At 38.0% G+C, this 19,884-nt stretch carries 15 protein-coding genes; all 15 read right to left on the bottom strand.

Annotated elements, in window-relative coordinates; all coding sequences use genetic code 11:
• Positions 1-622: 622 nt before the first annotated feature.
• The 15 genes from CCC20_RS05975 to CCC20_RS05905 all read right to left on the bottom strand — a co-directional run bounded on the left by CCC20_RS05975 (position 623) and on the right by CCC20_RS05905 (position 19,846).
• On the bottom strand, positions 623-2,416 hold the full coding sequence (locus CCC20_RS05975) for an acyltransferase family protein (RefSeq protein ID WP_117575820.1): 1,794 nt from the start codon (positions 2,414-2,416) through the stop codon (positions 623-625).
• Complete coding sequence (locus CCC20_RS05970) at positions 2,413-2,793, bottom strand: MORN repeat-containing protein (RefSeq protein WP_003062826.1); 381 nt, start codon at positions 2,791-2,793, stop codon at positions 2,413-2,415. Before CCC20_RS05970 ends, CCC20_RS05975 begins: the two co-directional genes overlap by 4 nt.
• Before the next feature lie 19 nt (positions 2,794-2,812).
• The gene (locus CCC20_RS05965) at positions 2,813-3,244 is read right to left on the bottom strand and encodes a low molecular weight protein-tyrosine-phosphatase (protein WP_003062824.1); all 432 of its coding nucleotides are present in this window, start codon (positions 3,242-3,244) and stop codon (positions 2,813-2,815) included.
• A 1,043-nt stretch (positions 3,245-4,287) separates the two neighbouring features.
• Complete coding sequence (locus CCC20_RS05960; protein WP_003062822.1) at positions 4,288-5,187, bottom strand: helix-turn-helix domain-containing protein; 900 nt, start codon at positions 5,185-5,187, stop codon at positions 4,288-4,290.
• Between the two features lie 151 nt (positions 5,188-5,338).
• Positions 5,339-6,637, bottom strand: coding sequence for an adenylosuccinate lyase (gene purB, locus CCC20_RS05955; protein WP_003062820.1), 1,299 nt, complete (start codon positions 6,635-6,637; stop codon positions 5,339-5,341).
• 89 nt (positions 6,638-6,726) lie between these two features.
• Positions 6,727-6,951, bottom strand: a complete 225-nt coding sequence (locus CCC20_RS05950) for a hypothetical protein (RefSeq protein ID WP_003062817.1) — start codon at positions 6,949-6,951, stop codon at positions 6,727-6,729.
• Between the two features lie 19 nt (positions 6,952-6,970).
• A complete protein-coding gene (gene purK / locus CCC20_RS05945) occupies positions 6,971-8,062 on the bottom strand; it encodes a 5-(carboxyamino)imidazole ribonucleotide synthase (RefSeq protein ID WP_003062815.1) in 1,092 nt (363 codons plus the stop codon).
• Entirely contained in the window at positions 8,049-8,537 is a 489-nt protein-coding gene (gene purE / locus CCC20_RS05940) for a 5-(carboxyamino)imidazole ribonucleotide mutase (RefSeq protein ID WP_003062813.1), read from the bottom strand. The genes purK and purE overlap by 14 nt, the downstream gene beginning before the upstream one ends.
• Complete coding sequence (locus CCC20_RS05935; protein ID WP_003062811.1) at positions 8,537-8,986, bottom strand: 2-thiouracil desulfurase family protein; 450 nt, start codon at positions 8,984-8,986, stop codon at positions 8,537-8,539. The genes purE and CCC20_RS05935 overlap by 1 nt, the downstream gene beginning before the upstream one ends.
• Positions 8,976-10,238 carry a phosphoribosylamine--glycine ligase gene (gene purD, locus CCC20_RS05930; protein WP_003062809.1) on the bottom strand — a complete coding sequence of 421 codons (1,263 nt, stop codon included), beginning with the start codon at positions 10,236-10,238 and terminating at the stop codon, positions 8,976-8,978. The genes CCC20_RS05935 and purD overlap by 11 nt, the downstream gene beginning before the upstream one ends.
• 868 nt (positions 10,239-11,106) lie before the next feature.
• A complete protein-coding gene (gene purH / locus CCC20_RS05925) occupies positions 11,107-12,654 on the bottom strand; it encodes a bifunctional phosphoribosylaminoimidazolecarboxamide formyltransferase/IMP cyclohydrolase (protein ID WP_048791389.1) in 1,548 nt (515 codons plus the stop codon).
• A 220-nt stretch (positions 12,655-12,874) separates the two neighbouring features.
• Entirely contained in the window at positions 12,875-13,426 is a 552-nt protein-coding gene (purN, locus tag CCC20_RS05920; RefSeq protein ID WP_003062803.1) for a phosphoribosylglycinamide formyltransferase, read from the bottom strand.
• Positions 13,426-14,445: a phosphoribosylformylglycinamidine cyclo-ligase gene (gene purM / locus CCC20_RS05915; RefSeq protein ID WP_013851392.1), complete on the bottom strand. Its 1,020-nt coding sequence runs from the start codon at positions 14,443-14,445 to the stop codon at positions 13,426-13,428. Before purM ends, purN begins: the two co-directional genes overlap by 1 nt.
• A gap of 43 nt (positions 14,446-14,488) precedes the next feature.
• A complete protein-coding gene (gene purF, locus CCC20_RS05910; RefSeq protein ID WP_003062799.1) occupies positions 14,489-15,952 on the bottom strand; it encodes an amidophosphoribosyltransferase in 1,464 nt (487 codons plus the stop codon).
• 168 nt (positions 15,953-16,120) lie between these two features.
• A complete protein-coding gene (locus tag CCC20_RS05905; protein ID WP_013851391.1) occupies positions 16,121-19,846 on the bottom strand; it encodes a phosphoribosylformylglycinamidine synthase in 3,726 nt (1,241 codons plus the stop codon).
• Positions 19,847-19,884: the final 38 nt, after the last annotated feature.

Below are 19,884 nucleotides of genomic sequence, written 5' to 3'. Positions count from 1 at the left end.
AGTTTCAAAGAAACTTGATTTTCAGCAAGTCTTAATTTCTTGTTGCTGATCTAAAACGGTCTATCCCCAGACCGTTTTTGACACTTACTTCGTAAGTTTTATTTCCCGATTGATTATAAAGGTTCCCCGAACCTTGATAACTCACCTCCGCATGGCTCGAAAGATTTGGGGAATCTTTCGAGGTAGGAAATAGAGTCAAGTGAAGCTTGACATCAAAAAGGTTTGGGGAACCTTTTGAGGTTGGAAATGAAGCCAAGCATAGCTCGACTTCAAAAGGGTTGTAAAAGCTTATTAGAACCCACTCAACTACTGCATCTTGTAAATAATAACTATATAAAAAAGCTGAGAATTTTGTCTCAGCCTCTCTAATTTCTTATCTTCCCCAACGTGAATCAACACCAGCAATAGAAATCCAGACGCTTGCCAAGACGTCGTAGAATAAATCAGCCACCTTTTCTTTCTCCTTTCTTCTCACGTTTTATGTCACCTGTATTATAACGCTTCAAACCTATGCTGTAAAGGTATTTTTAAAACTGTTTTGATGTTATTATTTCTTACATGAAATGATAAAAAATTGACATTTTGAACAAAAAAACCAACCGAAGTTGGTTTCTGAAACAAACTAAGAATCCGATTCTCCTTTGGCTGGATTTTTAGCGGATTTTTCAATTGCTTTTTGAATCGTTTTTACATAAAGGTCTGCACCAGTCGTATCACTATCACTGTAATGTACGCCATCAGTACCACTCCAGATTTCTGGGTGTTTAGTTGCTGCTTTATACCAATCTGCCACCGTAACATAATTATAAGTATCAGCCAAAGTCAGCTCATAATCACGAACTTCTTTGACTTGAGCTTCATTATTAGCATTGTAAGGTGTCACAATAATCAAACGATAGCCATCTGGCAGAGCATCAATAAACTGCTGCAAATCTTCTTGGTAATTATCTAGCGAATTAACCCCCACCGCAAGAACTGTTGTTTGCGATAATGTTCCGCTTGAAATTTCATTTTGGAAAATCTCAAAAGCATCATCAAAGCTTCGGCTAACCGCAGCATCCACTTGAGCATCTGGAAGTAAGCTTGAAAATGAAGCACTTGAGCGAAGAGCTACGGAATCTCCAATGACAGTAACATCACTTAAAGCCGTTGCATCCCCAGCAGTTACAGTATGTGTCCGATTCAAATTAGTCTGTGCTTGCTGGAGCGAATTCACCAAAAGACTTGTCTCAAAATCACCAACAGCTGGAGAAATGATAATGGTCACAATTGTCACCAAACCAAACAAAACTCCTCCACCATAAAGCCATTTTTGATAAGGATGTAAATCCAAATTTAAGCCAAGCAATTTGACAGGCTTGCCAGCAAGAAACGGCTCCAACACATAATAAGACAGCGTTGAAAATATCAATGAAAAGATAACCGTTACAAATACCGCTAAACCATTTGACATTAGTTGCGTGAAGATAATGTAAAATGGCCAATGGAAAAGATAAACACCATAACTAACATCTGCCAAATAGTTGATAATAGCGGGCTCTGTGACATTAGGCGTTTGGTCATTTAGCACACGCGCCGCATAAATCATCACCGTTGTAAATAAACTTGCTAATACAAAGCCAAACAAATACGTGATTCGTTGGTCAAATTTCAAAGCAAATGTCAACAGTAGCAACAAAACAAAGCTGAGCAGCATTGTCAAAATACTGCGTTTTGTTGACCAGAGACGAACATTCTTTTTGAAACGTGCCGTTGTTTCTCGAATTCCTGTCATCGTTGCCATCATGGCTCCTAAGAAAAACGGGAAACTGTGGGACAAAGATGAAAAGTAAATTGTCGAAACGTTGTCAACAAAAAACGCTCGAATAAACATTGATAGGAAACTTCCAGTAAAAAATGCTGCAGAAACTGCAAAAATCAAACTACGGAATTTTGCTACATTATCGCGATGTTTTCCTAAAAACCAAACCAAAAATCCCCAAATCAAATAAAAATGCATCTCAATTGCCAAACTCCATGTATGAACAAAGAGATGTGGGATAAATTGCGTTTCGTAATTACCGCCTGTGATAATTTCATAAAAATTCGTTGTAAATCCTACCGCTGCCGCAATTTGACTACCAATACTTGCCACGTAGTCTTTGCGTACCAAGTAAGTAAACGGCATAATGATAAGAATCATCAACACCAACGGAGGCACAATACGATAAAAACGCCTCTTGTAAAAGCCTAAAAGATCAATTTTCTTGTTTTTCGCATATTCATCAATCAGTAAAGCCGTAATCAAATATCCTGAAAATGTAAAGAAAATATCAACACCAATAAAACCGCCTGGAAAAGCCGTTTTAAAGAAATGATAGAGCAAAACGAGCAAGAGCCCCGTCACCCTAACCATTGAAAACCATTTTATTCTCATTTTTGAAAAATCCCCTGTTTAAAGGTTCCTGTATATACCTCTCCATTTTGCGCTGTCAAAGTTCCTTGACCGTCTGGCTGACCATTTTTAAATTCTCCTTGATATGTCCAACCAGAATTTGAGGTAAAAGTTCCTTGACCTTCAAAAACACCATCCACAAAATTACCTTCATAGGTATCACCATTCTCATAAGTCAATTTTCCCTGACCATTCATACGATGATTAACAACATAGCCTGTGTAGGTTATTTTACCATTGTCGTAGGTTAACGTTGTTTTAGATTTCATTGATAGCGTAAAAACGGATAAACCACAGATGATAAGAATCAAAACCGTTAAGAGCTCTATGAGCCCTCGGGTTATTTTTATTTTTTTCATTTTTGCTCAACTTCTCTTTTTAAGAATTTTTTAGCCGCGTTAGCCATTGTTCACAACCACACTTAACCAAATCATAGGTCGCATCAAAATCACCTGTAAACCAAGGATCTGGTACACCACCTTTTACAAAAAGAAAGATTTTGTCATCATACTTTCCTTGTGACATATGTTTCAAATCTGCAACATTTTCCGCATCCATACCAATAATAACATCAAAATCATAGAAATCTTTGCGCGAAATCTGTTGAGATGACTTGTGCCTGTCATAACTAATGTTATGCTTTTTAAAAATACTTTGCGTTCCATGATGAATGGGATTACCATGTTCCCAGCCAGAAGTTGCACGGCTTTCAATAAGCCAACTTTCAGTACCAGATAAATCTTTCATCACAAATTCAGCCATTGGACTACGACAAATATTTCCTAGACAAACAAAACATACTTTTTTCATTTTCTCTCCCTACGTAGCCAATAACTCATTTATTAAAAACTTCTTTTATACATTATAACAAAAAATAGAGCCTTATCACACGACAAATACTCTAACTTCTATTTTTATTTTTAAGAAAAAATTAAGACACCCGATTTACAATATAATCAATCCTAAAACTTTTCTTTTTCATAATCTCCTGAAAGTGCTCCGCTAGCGGGGTTCTTTCTTTTTTATCTCTAAAATCGTTTCACAAAAAAACAATCTGAAATAGATCAGGATTGCAAGGAGATAGAAAAAAGTTTATCTAGGAGTATCTTTAGTATAGATTGGCTTTGACATCTCCCAAACACAGTTTTCATAGATATTTCAAGTGTCTTCAATTTGTTTCCTGATTAAACTAACTGATACAGAAGATTTAATAACTCTTTATTTTACTGAGTCCCAATATCAGCCCTAATGAACTGCTCTAAATCCAACGAATGTTATCCAGACTATTCATTATATTCCAATTTACGACCCGCTATAAAGGCGTTGGTGTTATTCAGGGGCACCTCAAATTCTACGAAACAATTTTTAACTTCCTGACTTGAATATATTTCAATAATTTTGTCACTACACCTAAATTGTTTATATTCATCTTTTGCTACAAAATATTGCTTGCCGATTTTTGTAATCTCTTTTATATTAGGCTTCTAAATGTAGATAAGCCATACGAAATACTTAATCTAGCCCCATTCCCAGAATAATGGCTTCAAATATCATTGGGTAGTTCGGTGACATTCATCATTTTCAGTCTGCCGAGTAAACTAATTTCCTATGGCAGTTAAAACCTAAGGATGACGAATTCCTTCTGCAAACTCTTCATCCTCATAATATAAGTTCTGTTTATATTATGAGGACAAAACCAAAACTTTTAACGAACTGTTTAGCTAAGAAATTATACCCCCCACCAACCAGTTAGGACAATTGAGAAAATATTTAGCATTTATCCATTCCAACCTTTCTGATAATTTATGAGTTTATTTTAACGAAACTTACAAGAAAACAACATGACAAAAATGTCATGTTGTGTCATTATTCCATTCTTCTATTAACTTATTTTCCAAATAAGTATCTCCAATTAAGTTAGCAAATAAAATAGCATTGGAGTAAGATTTTTGTGCCGCTAAAAAATCTTTTTTAAATTGTAAATAATATTTCCACTCAACTAAACTTAAAACTGGACGTCTTTGAAAATCATGAACACTTGTCATGATAGTGTCACTTTTTATAATAATTCGTTTCATAAAAGATTCTCTATGGAATCGTAAAACCAAATCTACATTATTTAACAAAACATTATTTAAAATCAAAGAAGTTTCTGGTGAAAGATTTTCTTGATCTAGTAAACACTCCATTAATTTATCATACAAATCTAAACTATAGATTCCCACAAACGATTTAGCAGAAGCAAGGCAAGCAAAATATAAATCTATCAAAACTAAATCATTAATTTGAAAGTTCTTCTTTCGTATAACTTGGTCAAAGTAATCATTTAAAATTCCTTCACCAAAATTAACATCATCACTGAAATGAACATCAAGCTTCGATTGTAAACAATCAATAATTAAACGTTCTTCTTCAGGTATAACTTCATAGTACTTTTCCGAAATTTCATCAAAATATGAAGTTTGTCTCTTAAGACGTTCCTCATCCCCATAGGTCGGTGTTCGTAATAATAAATACTTTAACTCCTTATACCTAGTGGAAAGTTCTAAATTTTTACCATCAGTTAACTCACCAATGGTTACTCCCAATACTTTTGCAATATATCCCACCTTATTAAGAGTCGGGACAGATTGTCCTTTTTCAATTCTAGCTAGCTGTCTCACAGACAATTCTGTTTCATCACCACAGAATTCCTCACGTGAAATTCCCTTTTTCTCTCTTAATGCACGTACTTTAATCCCAAACTTTTCCAACTTAATCTCCTATCAGCAAAAAAAGTATACACTTCATATTTTAGCATATATCCTCAGCCCTTGACAAAATAATTTCTTTAAAAATATCGAATTTTCTGACAAAAATACATAAAAAATGTCTGAGACAAATAGTCTCAGACATTCTATTACTTTAATCTCCTAAACCGATACGGTTAAAGATCTCATCAACACGTTTAGTGTAGTATGATGGATTGAACAATTCATCGATTTCTTCTTGTGTTAAACGTGAAGTAACTTCTTCATCAGCTTCAAGAAGTGGTTTGAAGTCAACTTGGTTATCCCAAGAATAAGCTGTCTTAGGTTGAACAAGGTCATAAGCTTGTTCACGTGTCATTCCTTTTTCAATCAATTTAAGCATTACACGTTGGCTGAAAATAAGACCAAAAGTAGACCCCATGTTGCGAATCATGTTTTCTGGGAAAACAGTCAAATTTTTCACGATATTGCCAAAACGGTTAAGCATGTAATCAATAAGGATTGTAGTATCTGGTGAGATAATACGTTCAGCAGATGAGTGAGAGATATCACGTTCATGCCAAAGTGACACATTTTCGTAAGCTGTTACCATATGACCACGAACAACACGTGCAAGACCTGTCATATTTTCTGAACCGATTGGATTGCGTTTGTGAGGCATAGCTGAGCTACCTTTTTGCCCCTTAGCGAAAAATTCTTCAACTTCACGTTGTTCAGATTTTTGCAGACCACGGATTTCAGTTGCCATACGTTCAATTGATGTTGCAATGCTAGCAAGAACTGCAAAGTATTCTGCATGAAGGTCACGCGGAAGAACTTGTGTTGAAATTTCTTGTGCACGAATACCAAGTTTTTCACACACATAAGCTTCAACAAATGGTGGAATGTTAGCGAAGTTACCAACAGCACCTGAGATTTTACCAGCTTCAACACCAGCAGCAGCGTGTTCAAAACGTTCGATGTTACGTTTCATTTCACTGTACCAAGTTGCCAATTTCAAACCAAAGGTAGTTGGCTCAGCATGGACACCGTGAGTACGTCCCATCATGATTGTAAATTTATGTTCTTTAGCTTTGTTAGCAATGATTTCAAGGAAATTATGCAAATCTTTGCGGATGATTTCATTAGCTTGTTTGTAAAGGTAACCATAAGCTGTATCAACAACGTCAGTTGATGTCAAGCCATAGTGCACCCATTTACGTTCTTGCCCAAGACTTTCAGAAACTGCACGAGTGAATGCCACAACGTCGTGACGTGTTTGTTGTTCAATTTCTAAAATACGGTCAACGTCAAAGCTTGCATTGGCACGGATTTTAGCGACATCCTCTTTAGGAATTTCTCCCAATTCAGCCCAGGCTTCGTCAGCCAAAATTTCAACTTCAAGCCAAGCTTTGTATTTGTTTTCTTCACTCCAAATTGCCGCCATCTCAGGGCGTGAATAACGATCGATCATGTTTAAGATATTAAGGGCGTTAAGTGAATACGGTTAACACCCTAGCTCCTTTCCTTTTTTTAGTTATATCAATAAAATAACTAACACAATTAATTAAAATCTTCCTTACCAATTTCAACAGATGGATAGTGAGGTAAAGTTGTTAAATCTGTATCAAGTGGTAAATCATAAACAGCAAGGTAATCATTGAGGTACTTATTTGTCAGCTCTGCCATTTTTTCAGAAATACGAGACTTATCAGAAGAAGCAAAAACGTCTTCAACGATAGCTTTCTCAGCATTATCAATATAAGCATGAACAATGATTTTCAGCATATTTCCTCCGATTAACACTTTAAAAATCCATTCCTTCCCCCATTTCCGCAATGGTATCTGGTTCATCACTAAACAAAGTAATGTGTCCCATTTTGCGGTTATGTTTTGCCTCTAGTTTACCATAAAGGTGGAGGTGAGCGCTAGGATTTTCTTGCACATAAGCTTGTGCTTTTTCCATGTGTTGCCCAAGAACATTCAGCATAACAGCTGGTTGATGGAGGTAAATTCTTGGAAGTGGCAAGCCGAGAATTCCCAAAATATGTGTGTCAAATTGTGAAAAATCACAGGCTTCAATTGAATAGTGTCCTGAATTATGGGGACGTGGTGCAATTTCATTGATGATGATATCATCAGGTGTCGCAAACATTTCGACACAAAGTGTACCAGATAATTCCAGTTTTTCAGCGATTTGAACAGCCATAGCCTGCGCTTTTTGAGCAAGTTCATCAGAAATGCGAGCTGGTACAATTGTTTTAGATAAGATATTATTGCGATGAATATTTTCTTGTACTGGAAAAACGGTCATATCCTTGCCATTTCCTGAAACAATCACTGAAATTTCAAGGTCAAAATTCACAAATTCTTCCAAAACACATTCGCAAGAATTGGCTAATTTGTTAGCGTCAGCTAAGTTTTCAACTGATTTAATCACGATTTGACCATGACCATCATAACCGCCAGTTGCTGTTTTTAAAACGTATTTCTTAGATAAATCAATATCCTCAAGGTCAAGACTTGATGTGACGACCTTGTACGGTGCTACTTTCACACCTGCTGTTTTAGCTAGAAAGTCTTTTTCAAAGATACGGTTTTGCGAAATACGAAGCAAATCAGTTCCTTGCGGTAATTGCCCTTCCTTGACAACCACATCCAAAGCATCCGCATCAACATTTTCAAACTCATAAGTGAGCACATCGCAGCGTTTTGCTAGTTCACGCATAGCTTCAACATCATCGTAAGGTGCCACAATCATATCACTCACACGTGAAGCTGGGCAATCTGCTGCGGGGTCCAAAGTAACCACTTTATGCCCCATATAGATAGCTGAAATAGCCATCATTTGCCCAAGTTGTCCACCACCGATAATACCGATTGTTTTAGTCGAGTTCATCTGTTGAAGCCTCCGCAACTTTACCTTGTTCAAGTGCATAGTTTTCTAGTTTTTCTGCCAATTCAGTATCTTCAATTGCCAAAATACGAAGAGCTGTTAGGGCAGCATTAGTTGCTCCTGACTCTCCGATAGCCATAGTTGCCACAGGCACTCCGCCAGGCATTTGAACGATTGAATAAAGCGAATCCAGTCCGCTAAGCGCGCGTGATTTCACAGGAACACCAATAACTGGAAGTGTTGTTTTAGCTGCGACCATACCAGGCAAATGAGCAGCACCACCAGCACCAGCAATAATCACCTTAATACCACGCCCTCGTGCTTCTTCGGCGTGTTTAAACATCAAATCTGGTGTACGGTGCGCAGAAACAACTTTCTTTTCATACGCCACACCAAATTGATCAAGTACCTCTGCTGTTTTTTTCATGGTAGCCCAATCAGATTTACTACCCATGATAACTGAAATTAATGGTTTCATTATTTTCCTTCCAATTGTTTTATATCTTCAACATCAACAACATGATAGCCAAGTTCTTTTAATTTTTGAGCAAAGAGCCCACTACCTGCCACTTTTTGTCCAGAAAAGTTTCCATCATAGACTTGATTAACACCACATGACGGACTGCGTGATTGTAAAATTGCTAAATCAATTGACTTTCCAGCCATTTCATCTAGACAACGCTTAATGCCCTTTTCAAACATCTCATCATAACAATTACCAGCAACATCAACAACACGACCGTCACGCAATTCAACTGGTTCTCGTGGTGTAGGCAAACCTGCTAACACTTCTGGACAAACAGCTATCACATCTTTGTCAACAACATAATCTACAAGGGCTTGATTGTAATTATGACCTCCGTTATACTTACATCTTTCGCCCAAAAGACAAGCGCTGACTAAAATACATTTTGGTTTAACGTCCAATAGCTTTGCTTCCGATATCGTTTCGATAGAAAAGACCTGTTGTGTCTTGAGTTGCAAGTTCAGCATAGATAGCATCTTGTGCTGATTTAACATCTTCCTTAGTTGTTACCAACATGTAAACCCGACCACCATTTGAAAGAAGTGCTTTATCATCAGCAAATTTAGCACCTGCATAATAAGTGATAATATCACCTGACGTTTTCTCTGGAAGGCGGACACCTTTTTCATAAGCAACTGGATAACCTTCTGAAGCCACAACAACACCAAGAGTGACCCCTTTGTCTGTCCAAGTGATTTCTGGAGCTTTGCCATCTAAAATGTCAGTGATATTTTGAGCAAAATCAGATGTCAAACGTGGTAAGATAACTTGGGTTTCAGGGTCACCAAAACGTGAGTTAAATTCGATAACTTTTGGACCATCAGCTGTCAAAATAAGTCCTGCATAAAGAACACCAAGATATGGACGCCCTTCCGCAATCATACCATTAAGAACTGGCTTCACAATTGTTTCTACAGCTGTGTCAACAACACTTTGTGGCAAATGTGGAACTGGTGCATAAGCTCCCATACCACCAGTATTAGGACCTTTATCGTCATCAAAAGCACGTTTGTGGTCTTGTGCAGTTGGCATGATATAGAATTTATCACCATTAACAAAGGCAAATAATGAAAATTCTTCACCATCAAGAAATTCTTCAATGACCACACGCGCACCAGAATCACCAAATTTATTATCAAGCAACATTTCATGCGCCGCTTCGATCGCTTGTTCTACTGTTTCGGCAACGACAACACCTTTACCAAGCGCCAAACCGTCAGCCTTAACAACAATTGGTGCACCGTGTTCTTCAATATAGCTCTTTGCTTGCTCAAAATCTGAGAAAGTGCCGTAAGCAGCTGTTGGAACATGGTATTTAGCCATGATTGATTTAGCAAAATCTTTAGACCATTCAAGCTCTGCAGCTGCTTTACTTGGTCCAAATGCTTTCAAACCAGCAGCATTAAAATCATCAACGATTCCTGTAGCCAAAGCATCATCAGGTCCGATAAATGTCCAAGCAATATCATTAGCTTTCGCAAAATCAATCAGCTTAGAATGTTCGGTAATACCGATATTTACCAAATCAAGTCCATCAAGTGTCATGCCATCATTACCAGGTGCTACAAAAACCTGATTCACTTGAGGAGATTCCAACAGCTTCTTAGCAATAGCGTGCTCGCGCCCACCAGAGCCAACAACTAAAAGTTTCATAAGTAAAAATACCTCAATACAAACATCACAAGAGCCTAAGCTCCAAACTCAACAAAGTACGCAAAATATATTTTACGAATTATATAAAAACATTATAACATATTTGTTCGGAAATTATCAAAACCCATATAACAAGTTTGTAAAATTTTATAAAAAACAGGAAACTATTTTGTGAAAGAACCACAATCAAATCCTTGTTTTTTAATTATTTCAAAATAATCTCTTCTTTTGCGAATTTGTATAAGCTAGAAGCAACCAACAAACTCGTTAATGACATCAAACAAGATGTTTTTGGCTTAGTGAGGAAAAGTTCGACAGAGCTACTCTGCACTACTTTTTTCATTTTCAAAAATGATAAAGTAGTGACATCTTGTAAAATCTTAGTGCTGTATGATGCTATATGTCAAGGATTGAAAATGAAATCACTAAAACTAGGAATCATTCATGACAGAGAATGATATTAAATATTAAAGGACAATTTTTGAAATTGATATCAATACAATAAACTCTGGGTAGCCATTCCTATTAACGGATAAAAAATTCAAATTCATGGTTATACTTTAATCACTTTTTCAAGGTTACAGGTGTCTATTCTTGCTGTCTTCAAATATTTTAGGCACAAATCATTCCTTTTGGTCATGCTTACACAGGAATATCTGTTATATTTTCACTTACTTCATTGGTAGAAAAAAATCCCAATCTAAAATAGATTAGGATTTGCAGGGGTATGAAAAAAAGTTTATTTAGGAGTGTCTCTAGTATAGGTTTGTTTGCTTAAGAGAGACTGAAAATTTTCTTTCAGAAAACTTAAAAAGCACCTCAACCAATTTGGCTAAGGTACTTGCTATTATATTAATACCTCTTAATCTTAATGACGGAAGTGACGAACACCTGTAAATACCATGGAAATGCCGTATTTATCAGCCATATCGATAGATTCTTGATCACGGACTGAACCGCCAGGTTGGATAATTGCTTTCACGCCTGCTGCAGCAATTTCTTCAACGTTATCCGCAAATGGGAAGAAGGCATCACTAGCAAGAACAGCACCGTCAAGACGGTCTTTGGCTTGGTCAAGAGCGATACGAACAGAAGCTACACGGTTTGTTTGACCAGGACCAACCCCAAGTGTCATGTGGTCATTTGTCACAATGATACCGTTAGATTTCACGTATTTGATAGCTTTCCAAGCAAATTCAAGCGCTGTTTTTTCTTGGTCGTTTGGTTGACGTTTTGTTACAACTTTCCAATCAGCTGGATTTTCTTCGACAACATCTTGGTTTTGAACCAAAAGCCCACCGACAACACCAGTGTATTCTTTTTCAACTTGGCTAGCCTCTTGAGCTTCAAATGGCAATTGAAGAATACGCAAGTTTTTCTTCTTAGTTGTCAAGATTTCAAGGGCTTCTTCTGAATAACTTGGTGCAATGATGATTTCAAGGAAGATAGCGTGCATTTTCTTAGCTGTTGCGGCGTCAACTTCACGGTTAAGTACAACAATTCCACCAAAGATTGAAACTGGGTCTGATTCATAAGCATAGTCCCAAGCTGTTTCAATATCATCAGCTTGTCCGATACCACACGGGTTCATGTGTTTAAGGGCAACAACAGTCGGACGGTCTTTGAAGTCACGGATAATGCGGATTGCAGCGTCAGCGTCGCGGATGTTGTTAAATGACAATTCTTTACCATTCAATTGCTTAGCAGAAGCAATTGAATAATCTGTTGGCAAAGCTTTTTGATAGAAATCAGCGTCTTGTTGAGGATTTTCACCATAACGCATTGGTTGTTTCAAATCGTAAGTGATTGTGAGTTTTTCAGGTTTTGTTTCACCAACTTGTTTTGTGAAATATTCTGCAATTAAAGCATCATAAGCTGCTGTATGACGGAAAACTTTTGCTGCCAAACGTTGACGAATTTCAAAGCTTGTGTCACCATTAGCTGACAATTCATCTAAAACAACAGCGTAGTCAGCTGGATCAACGACAACTGTTACACTAGCATGGTTTTTAGCAGCAGAGCGAAGCATTGAAGGACCACCGATATCAATATTTTCAACCGCATCAGCGTAAGTCACTTCTGGTTTCAAGATTGTTTCTTTGAATGGGTAAAGGTTAACCACAACAAGATCAATCAATTCAATGTGGTTATCTTTTGCAGCTTGAAGGTGGCTGTCAAGGTCACGACGAGCCAAAAGACCACCATGAATATTTGGATGAAGTGTTTTCACACGACCGTCCATCATTTCTGGGAAGCCAGTCACATCATCAATCGCGATAGTGTCAACACCTGCTTTATCAAGCGCAACTTTTGTTCCACCAGTCGAGATAATATCCCAACCAAGTTTTTTCAATTCTTGAGCAAATTCAACAATGCCCGCTTTATCAGAAACACTAATTAGTGCACGTTTTGTCATTTCAGTCCTACTTTCTATAAAAAATAAACCAGTCAATCATAATGCCAGCAATAAGCCTGATAGCATAGCTAAACTAAGACGCATGGATTTTCAAGATTATCAAATAGTACATTTACTATAAAGGCAACGACAATAAAAGTTAATATAAACACCAAAATCTTTTTCATCATAACCTCCTAATAAACTAGCATGCCAATAGATATGCTATCAAATGCGCTGACTACTTTTTCTCAACTCCTAAGCTCTCTAAAACTTCTGGGTAGAGTTTATACTCATTTTCATGAATACGAGCTTCAAAACTGTCAATGGTATCATCAGCCAGACGAGGCACACGGACTTGTTTAATCACTTTTCCCGTGTCAACGCCATTGTCAACCCAGTGAATAGTAACACCAGACTGGTCAACACCTGCTTCCCAAGCATCATCAATACCATGAGCACCTGGAAATTCTGGCAGATAAGCTGGGTGAATATTAATGATACGACCTTCGTAAGCTGCTAGTAAAGTCGGACCAACAATCTTCATATAACCAGCTAGGCAAATCAAATCAATATCATATTTTTCAAGCAAAGTAACAATAGCCTCTTCGTAAGCTACTTTATTGTCAAATTCTTTGAGCTCAAAAGCATGAGCTGTCACACCGAGTTTTTCTGCACGTTCTAAGACATATGCATCTCGGTGATCTGAAAAGACAAATTCAACTGGAAATTGCTCCGCAATGACTTGAAAATTTGACCCATTACCACTCGCAAAAACTGCGATTTTTTTCATTATTTAATCACCACACTTGCATCAGCTTTTTTAACAATACGACCAAGTTCGTAAACTGGTTCGTCAAGCAATTCTTTCACGCGCTCGACCTTATCAGGGCTAACTGCCAACATCAAACCAATACCCATGTTGAAGATTTCAAACATTTCTTCGTGGTTGATGTTACCGTATTTTTCAAGAGCTTTGAAAATTGGAAGAACAGGAACTTTATCTTCTTCGATTTCAGCAGCTAAATCATCCGCAAACATACGTGGGACATTTTCAATAAAACCACCACCAGTAATGTGAGCAATACCGTTAACCAATTCTTCTTTGATAAGTGGAAGCACCGCTTTAACGTAGATACGTGTTGGTTCAAGAAGAACTTCTTTTAATTTTTTGCCTTCAAGTTCAGGAAGCACTTCTTCACCTGTGTAATCAGCAAAAACACGACGGACAAGTGAATAACCATTTGAGTGAATCCCACTTGAAGCAAGTCCAAGAAGAAGATCACCATCAGAAACTTTTGAACCATCAATGATTTGTGATTTTTCAGCAACACCTACTGCAAAACCAGCCAAATCATAATCATCTTCACCATACATACCAGGCATCTCAGCAGTTTCACCACCGATAAGAGCTGCGCCAGATTGAACACAACCTTCAGCAACACCTGCAACGACTTGTTCAAGTTTTGCAGGTTCATTTTTACCAGTTGCAATGTAATCTAGGAAGTAAAGTGGTTCCGCACCAGCTGCAATGATGTCATTAACACACATGGCAACACAGTCTTGACCGATTGTATCGTGTTTATCGTATTTAATGGCAAGCATAAGTTTTGTTCCCACACCATCAGTTCCTGAAATCAAAACAGGTTCTTTCACACCAGTTTTTGTAAGGTCGAACATACCACCAAAGCCACCAAGAGCTCCCATAACACCTGCACGTTCAGTACGCGCAACATGTTTTTTGATACGTGCAACAACTTCATAACCCGCTTCAACATCAACACCAGATTGAGCATAAGCATTTTTTGTCATAATATTTTTCTCCTTTTGGGAAATAGCAGAGCTATTAAAAGTTCTATTTATTTTCATTAACTTCATGAATATAGAAGCTTGTTTTTTCTTCTAAGCTCTTGAGGTAAGGTTCTTCGTAATCGTAAAGTGGTGTTGGATACTTACCGTCAAAGTAAGCCACACACAAACCACCATTAGGCGCATCTGTATCAAGACCGATTGATTCAATCAAACCGTCAATTGACAAGTAAGTCAAGCTATCAGCACCGATAATCTCACAAACTTCATCTTTAGTGTGGTTAGCTGAAATCAATTCACGACGATTTTGAATATCGATACCGTAGAAACATGGGTATTTCAATTCTGGACTACCGATTGCCACATGAACTTCTGTAGCACCAGCTTCACGAAGCAAACGAACGATACGGCGTGATGTAGTTCCACGCACGATAGAATCATCAACCATGACCACGCGCTTACCTTTAACAACACCAGATACGGCTGAGAGCTTCATGCGAACACCTTGCTCACGCAACTCTTGTGTCGGTTGAATGAAAGTACGTTGTGTGTACTGATTTTTCACCAAGCCCATTTCATTTGGGAGACCTGATTCTTCAGCAAATCCCATCGCTGCTGAAAGTGATGAATTCGGTACACCAACAACAATATCAGCTTCATGTTGAAATTCCTGTGCCAAACGTTTCCCCATATTTTTACGAGCCGTGTGAACATTGACACCATAAATATCACTGTCAGGACGTGCAAAATAGATATATTCCATTGAACAGATAGCAAGCTGTGTATCATTTGTGTAAGTGTCATACTGAATACCATTGTCATCAATGATAACAAGTTCTCCTGGTTTTACATCACGAACCCATTTAGCACCAACCACTTCAAAGGCACACGTTTCGCTTGATACTACCCAAGCACCATTTGCCATTTGCCCAATTGATAACGGACGAAAACCATTTGGGTCAAGCGCAGCAATCAATTTATCTTCTGTCATCAAAAGATAAGCAAAGCCACCTTTGACAGTGTTCAACGCTTCTTTGACTTTACCGATAAACTCAGGATTATGGCTACGGCGAATCAAATGCATTAGAATTTCAGTATCAGATGAGGCATTAAAAATCGCCCCTTGGTCTTCCAATTCTTTTTTCAATGATACTGCATTTGTCAAATTACCATTATGACAAAGCCCAAATTGCTCGTCTGTAAAGTTGTAAAGAAATGGTTGAATATTATTAATAGACGCAGAGCCAGCAGTCGCATAGCGAACGTGACCAATAGCTGCAGTTCCTGTTAATTTTTCCAAATCAGCAGGATTTTTAAAGACTTCTGAAAGAAGACCAGTATTACGGTGCTGAAGAAGTTTGCCGTTATCGTTTGTGACGATACCAGCACCTTCTTGACCGCGGTGTTGAAGACTGTGGAGTCCAAAATAAGTCACTTGAGCTGCTTGAGGGTGTCCCCAAATCCCAAAAACACCACATTCTTCATTTAGAGATTTAACTTCGTATGTCATTATTTTTATTACCTAGAACTAAATTATAAGGAATTTTTTCTCCTTTTGATAAGTTGACAAAAGAGGGTGAGACAAGCCTCAGCTCTCTTGCCTATGTATTTGTATTTAGAATTTCAAGACGCAATCGCAGTCATGTCATTTCTATAAAATATATTTTTAAAAATAGTATTACCCTTTAGTAAAATATTCAACAGCGCTACGGAACAAGTGTTGGTCTTTATTTCCTGGAATATTTTGGAAAAGACCGTCTTCGTAACGTTCTGAATGTCCCATTTTACCAATGATTTGACCGTTCTTGCTTGTGATACCTTCAATCGCATTTACTGAGCCATTTGGATTGTATTTAGAATCCATACTTGGTTTACCGTCAAAGTCAACGTATTGGCTGAAGATTTGTCCATTATCACGAAGTTCTGCAAATTCTTCATCTGTTACGACGAATTTACCTTCACCATGTGATACTGGAATAGCATGAATGTCACCCACTTCAACACCTGCTAGCCAAGGTGAATTCGTATTGGCAATACGTGTTTCAACCATTTTCGCCACGTGTTGGTTAGCATCATTGTAGAAAAGAGTTGGACTTGTTTCAGTCGCATCTTCAAAGTTACCATATGGAAGAAGACCTGATTTCACAAGGGCTTGGAATCCATTACAGATACCGATGATAAGACCTCCTTTTTCAATAAAGCTGTCAATAGCTGCGCGGACTTTTTGGTTCAACAAGATATTGACAATGAATTTAGCCGAACCGTCTGGTTCATCAGCAGCTGAGAAACCACCTGCAAAGAAGATGATGTTAGCTTGACTGATATTATCAACCATTGTGTCAACAGATGCTTCAATTGCTGCTTCATCAAGTGTCACAAATGGTACCAAGTTAACTTTTGCACCTGCTTGTTCAAAGGCTTTAGCTGAATCGTACTCTGAGTTTGTACCAGGGAATACTGGGATGTAAACCAATGGTTCAACAACTTTTTTACTTGCTTTAATCACTGCATCTGAAACAACTGCTGGAACATCTTCAAGTTTTGTACTTTGTTCAAATTCAGTTGGATAAACATCTTCAAGTTTGCCCTCAAAGGCTGACAAAAGTTTATCTCCTGCAAGGTTGACACCATTGACAGCAAGTGTAAAGTCAGCTGTTGTTTCACCGATTTTGCTAACTTCAGCAATTTCTTCAGTAGATGTAAAGATAAAACCACCGAGTTGTGCTGTCAAGCTAGTTGCAAGCTCTGCCAATTCTACTTTAGCTCCGATATGGTTACCAAAAGCTGCAAGTGCCAAGCTTTCAATCACACCACCATATTTAACAGCTGAAGCTGATGTGATATGGTGTGCTTTTTGAATTGTTTCAAATTTAGCAAAATTAGCTTTAATCAAATCAAAATCAATCTCTTGTGAAATAGCTTGCCCTGGAATGTAGTAAATGTATTCATCAGCTGCTTTAAATTCTGGCGAAAGAACCTTACGACTTTCAGCTGTTGTCACACCAAAAGCAACCAATGTTGGTGGTACTGTCAATTCTTCAAATGTACCAGACATTGAGTCTTTACCACCGATTGATGGTAGACCAAGTTGCAATTGCGCTTCGATTGACCCAAGAAGGGCTGAGACTGGTTGTCCAAAGCGTTCAGCTTGTTTATCCATACGTTGGAAATATTCTTGATAAGAGAAGCGTGCTTTAGACCAATTCGCACCTGTTGCCACCAAACGTGCTGTTGCTTCGATAACAGCATAAGCTGCACCATGATATGGTGACCATTCAGCAATATAAGGGTTGAACCCTTGTGCCATAACTGACGTTGTTGTTGTTACACCGTTTTGAACAGGAAGTTTTTGAACTGAACTTTCTGTTGGTGTGATTTGATAACGACCACCAATCGGATGATTAACCGTTGAACGACCAACAGAGCTATCAAAGATAGTTTGTAAACCTTTTTGACTAGCGTGATTAAGGTCAGAAAGAACATTTACAGTATCAGATTCAAGTGTCGCAGCTGAAGTGGTACGTTGTTCTGGCATGTCAACTTGACTGTCAACAACATTAGCATCAACCACCACGCGCACACCGTTTGTATCAAGGAAACGACGTTCAATATCAACGATTGTTTGACCATTCCAAGTCATAACAAGATTTGGTTTTTCAGTAACTGTGGCAACCACTACCGCGTCAATATTTTCTTTATGACATTCTGCCACGAAAACCTCAACATCTTTCGGACGAACCACAACAGCCATACGTTCTTGTGATTCAGAAATGGCAATTTCAGTTCCATTAAGTCCTTGGTATTTCAAAGGCACTTTGTTAAGGTCAATTTCGAGACCGTCAGCTAATTCACCAATTGCCACACAGACACCACCAGCACCAAAGTCGTTTGATTTTTTAATGAGGCGAGTCACATTACCATTACGGAAAAGACGTTGAATTTTACGTTCTTCAATGGCATTCCCTTTTTGTACTTCTGCACCAGCTGTTTCAACAGATTCAACCGTTTGAACTTTAGATGAACCAGTTGCACCACCGACACCGTCACGACCAGTTTTACCACCGAGAAGAATAACCACGTCACCAGCTTCTGGTTTCTCACGAACAACATTTCCTTTAGGAGCTGCACCGACAACGGCACCGAGTTCCATACGTTTAGCGACAAATCCTGGGTGGAAATATTCTTTAACATAAGTTGTGGCAAGACCGATTTGGTTACCATATGAAGAATAACCATGTGCCGCTGTTTTAGAAATCACTTGTTGTGGCAATTTACCAAGACGTGTTTCTGAAATTGGTGTTGTAATATCACCAGCACCTGAAATACGCATTGCTTGATAAACATAAGAACGTCCTGACAATGGGTCGCGGATTGCACCACCGATACACGTTGCGGCACCACCAAATGGTTCAATTTCCGTTGGGTGATTGTGTGTTTCATTCTTGAACATCAAAAGCCATGGTTCTTTAACACCGTTCACATCAACTTCAATTTCAACAGAACATGCGTTAATTTCGTCTGATACTTCCATATCGTCCAAGCGACCATTCGCACGTTCATAACGACCAAAGATTGTCGCCATGTCCATCAATGTTTGTGGCTTTTCAGAACGTCCAAGTTCATCACGCATAGCAATATATTTATCATAAGTTGCCTGTAATTGTTTTTGAAATTTAGACGCTGAGAAATCAATATGTTTAAGCTCAGTTTCGAAAGTTGTGTGGCGGCAGTGGTCTGACCAATAAGTATCCAAAACTTTCAATTCTGTTTCCGTTGGCACGCGTCCAATTGATTTGAAGTACTCTTGGATAAAGACAAGGTCATCAACTTCCATCGCCAAACCTTGTTCAGCTTTATAATCAGCAAATTCAGCCGCTGTATAAGTCTTGAAGAAATCAAGATTTGGAATCGTTTTGTCTGATTCTGAAAATGCTTGTGGCGCAATTCCTGTTGTAATATCTTTAAAACGAGAATCTACTGGATTAAGAAGATAGTTCTTAACCGCATCAAGTTCAGCAGTATCAATATCCTTGTTAACAAGATAAAGTTGAGCCGTATTAACTGTTACATCATTACTGCTGCCAAGAAGAAGCAATGCTTCTTGTGATGACGCTGCACGTTGGTCAAATTGACCTGGAAGTGATTCAATAGCAAAGAAAGCATAGTTAGAAAGTTCAGCAACCACATCACTCTCAGCCAAAATATTATCCGTTACTTGTTCAGAAAAAATGTGTTTTTCAGCACGTTCGAAAAGCGAATCTGCCAAATTAAAAACATCGTAAACTTGAATAATGCGTAAATCAGTCAAACTTGTTAATTGAAGATTGTGTTTGAGTTCTTTAACAAGCGCCTGAGCCTTAATGTTAAAATTTGATTTTTTCTCAACGAAAATTCGTTTATTCATTTTTTACCCTTTTTAGAATTCTTCTTTCTACTTAATTA

The sequence above is a fragment of the Streptococcus sp. LMAG:39 genome, from assembly GCF_008680485.1.
Taxonomy (GTDB): Bacteria; Bacillota; Bacilli; order Lactobacillales; family Streptococcaceae; genus Streptococcus; species Streptococcus pasteurianus.
The sequence above is the reverse complement of the archived record's forward strand: the minus strand, read 5'-3'. Positions and strand labels throughout refer to the sequence as shown.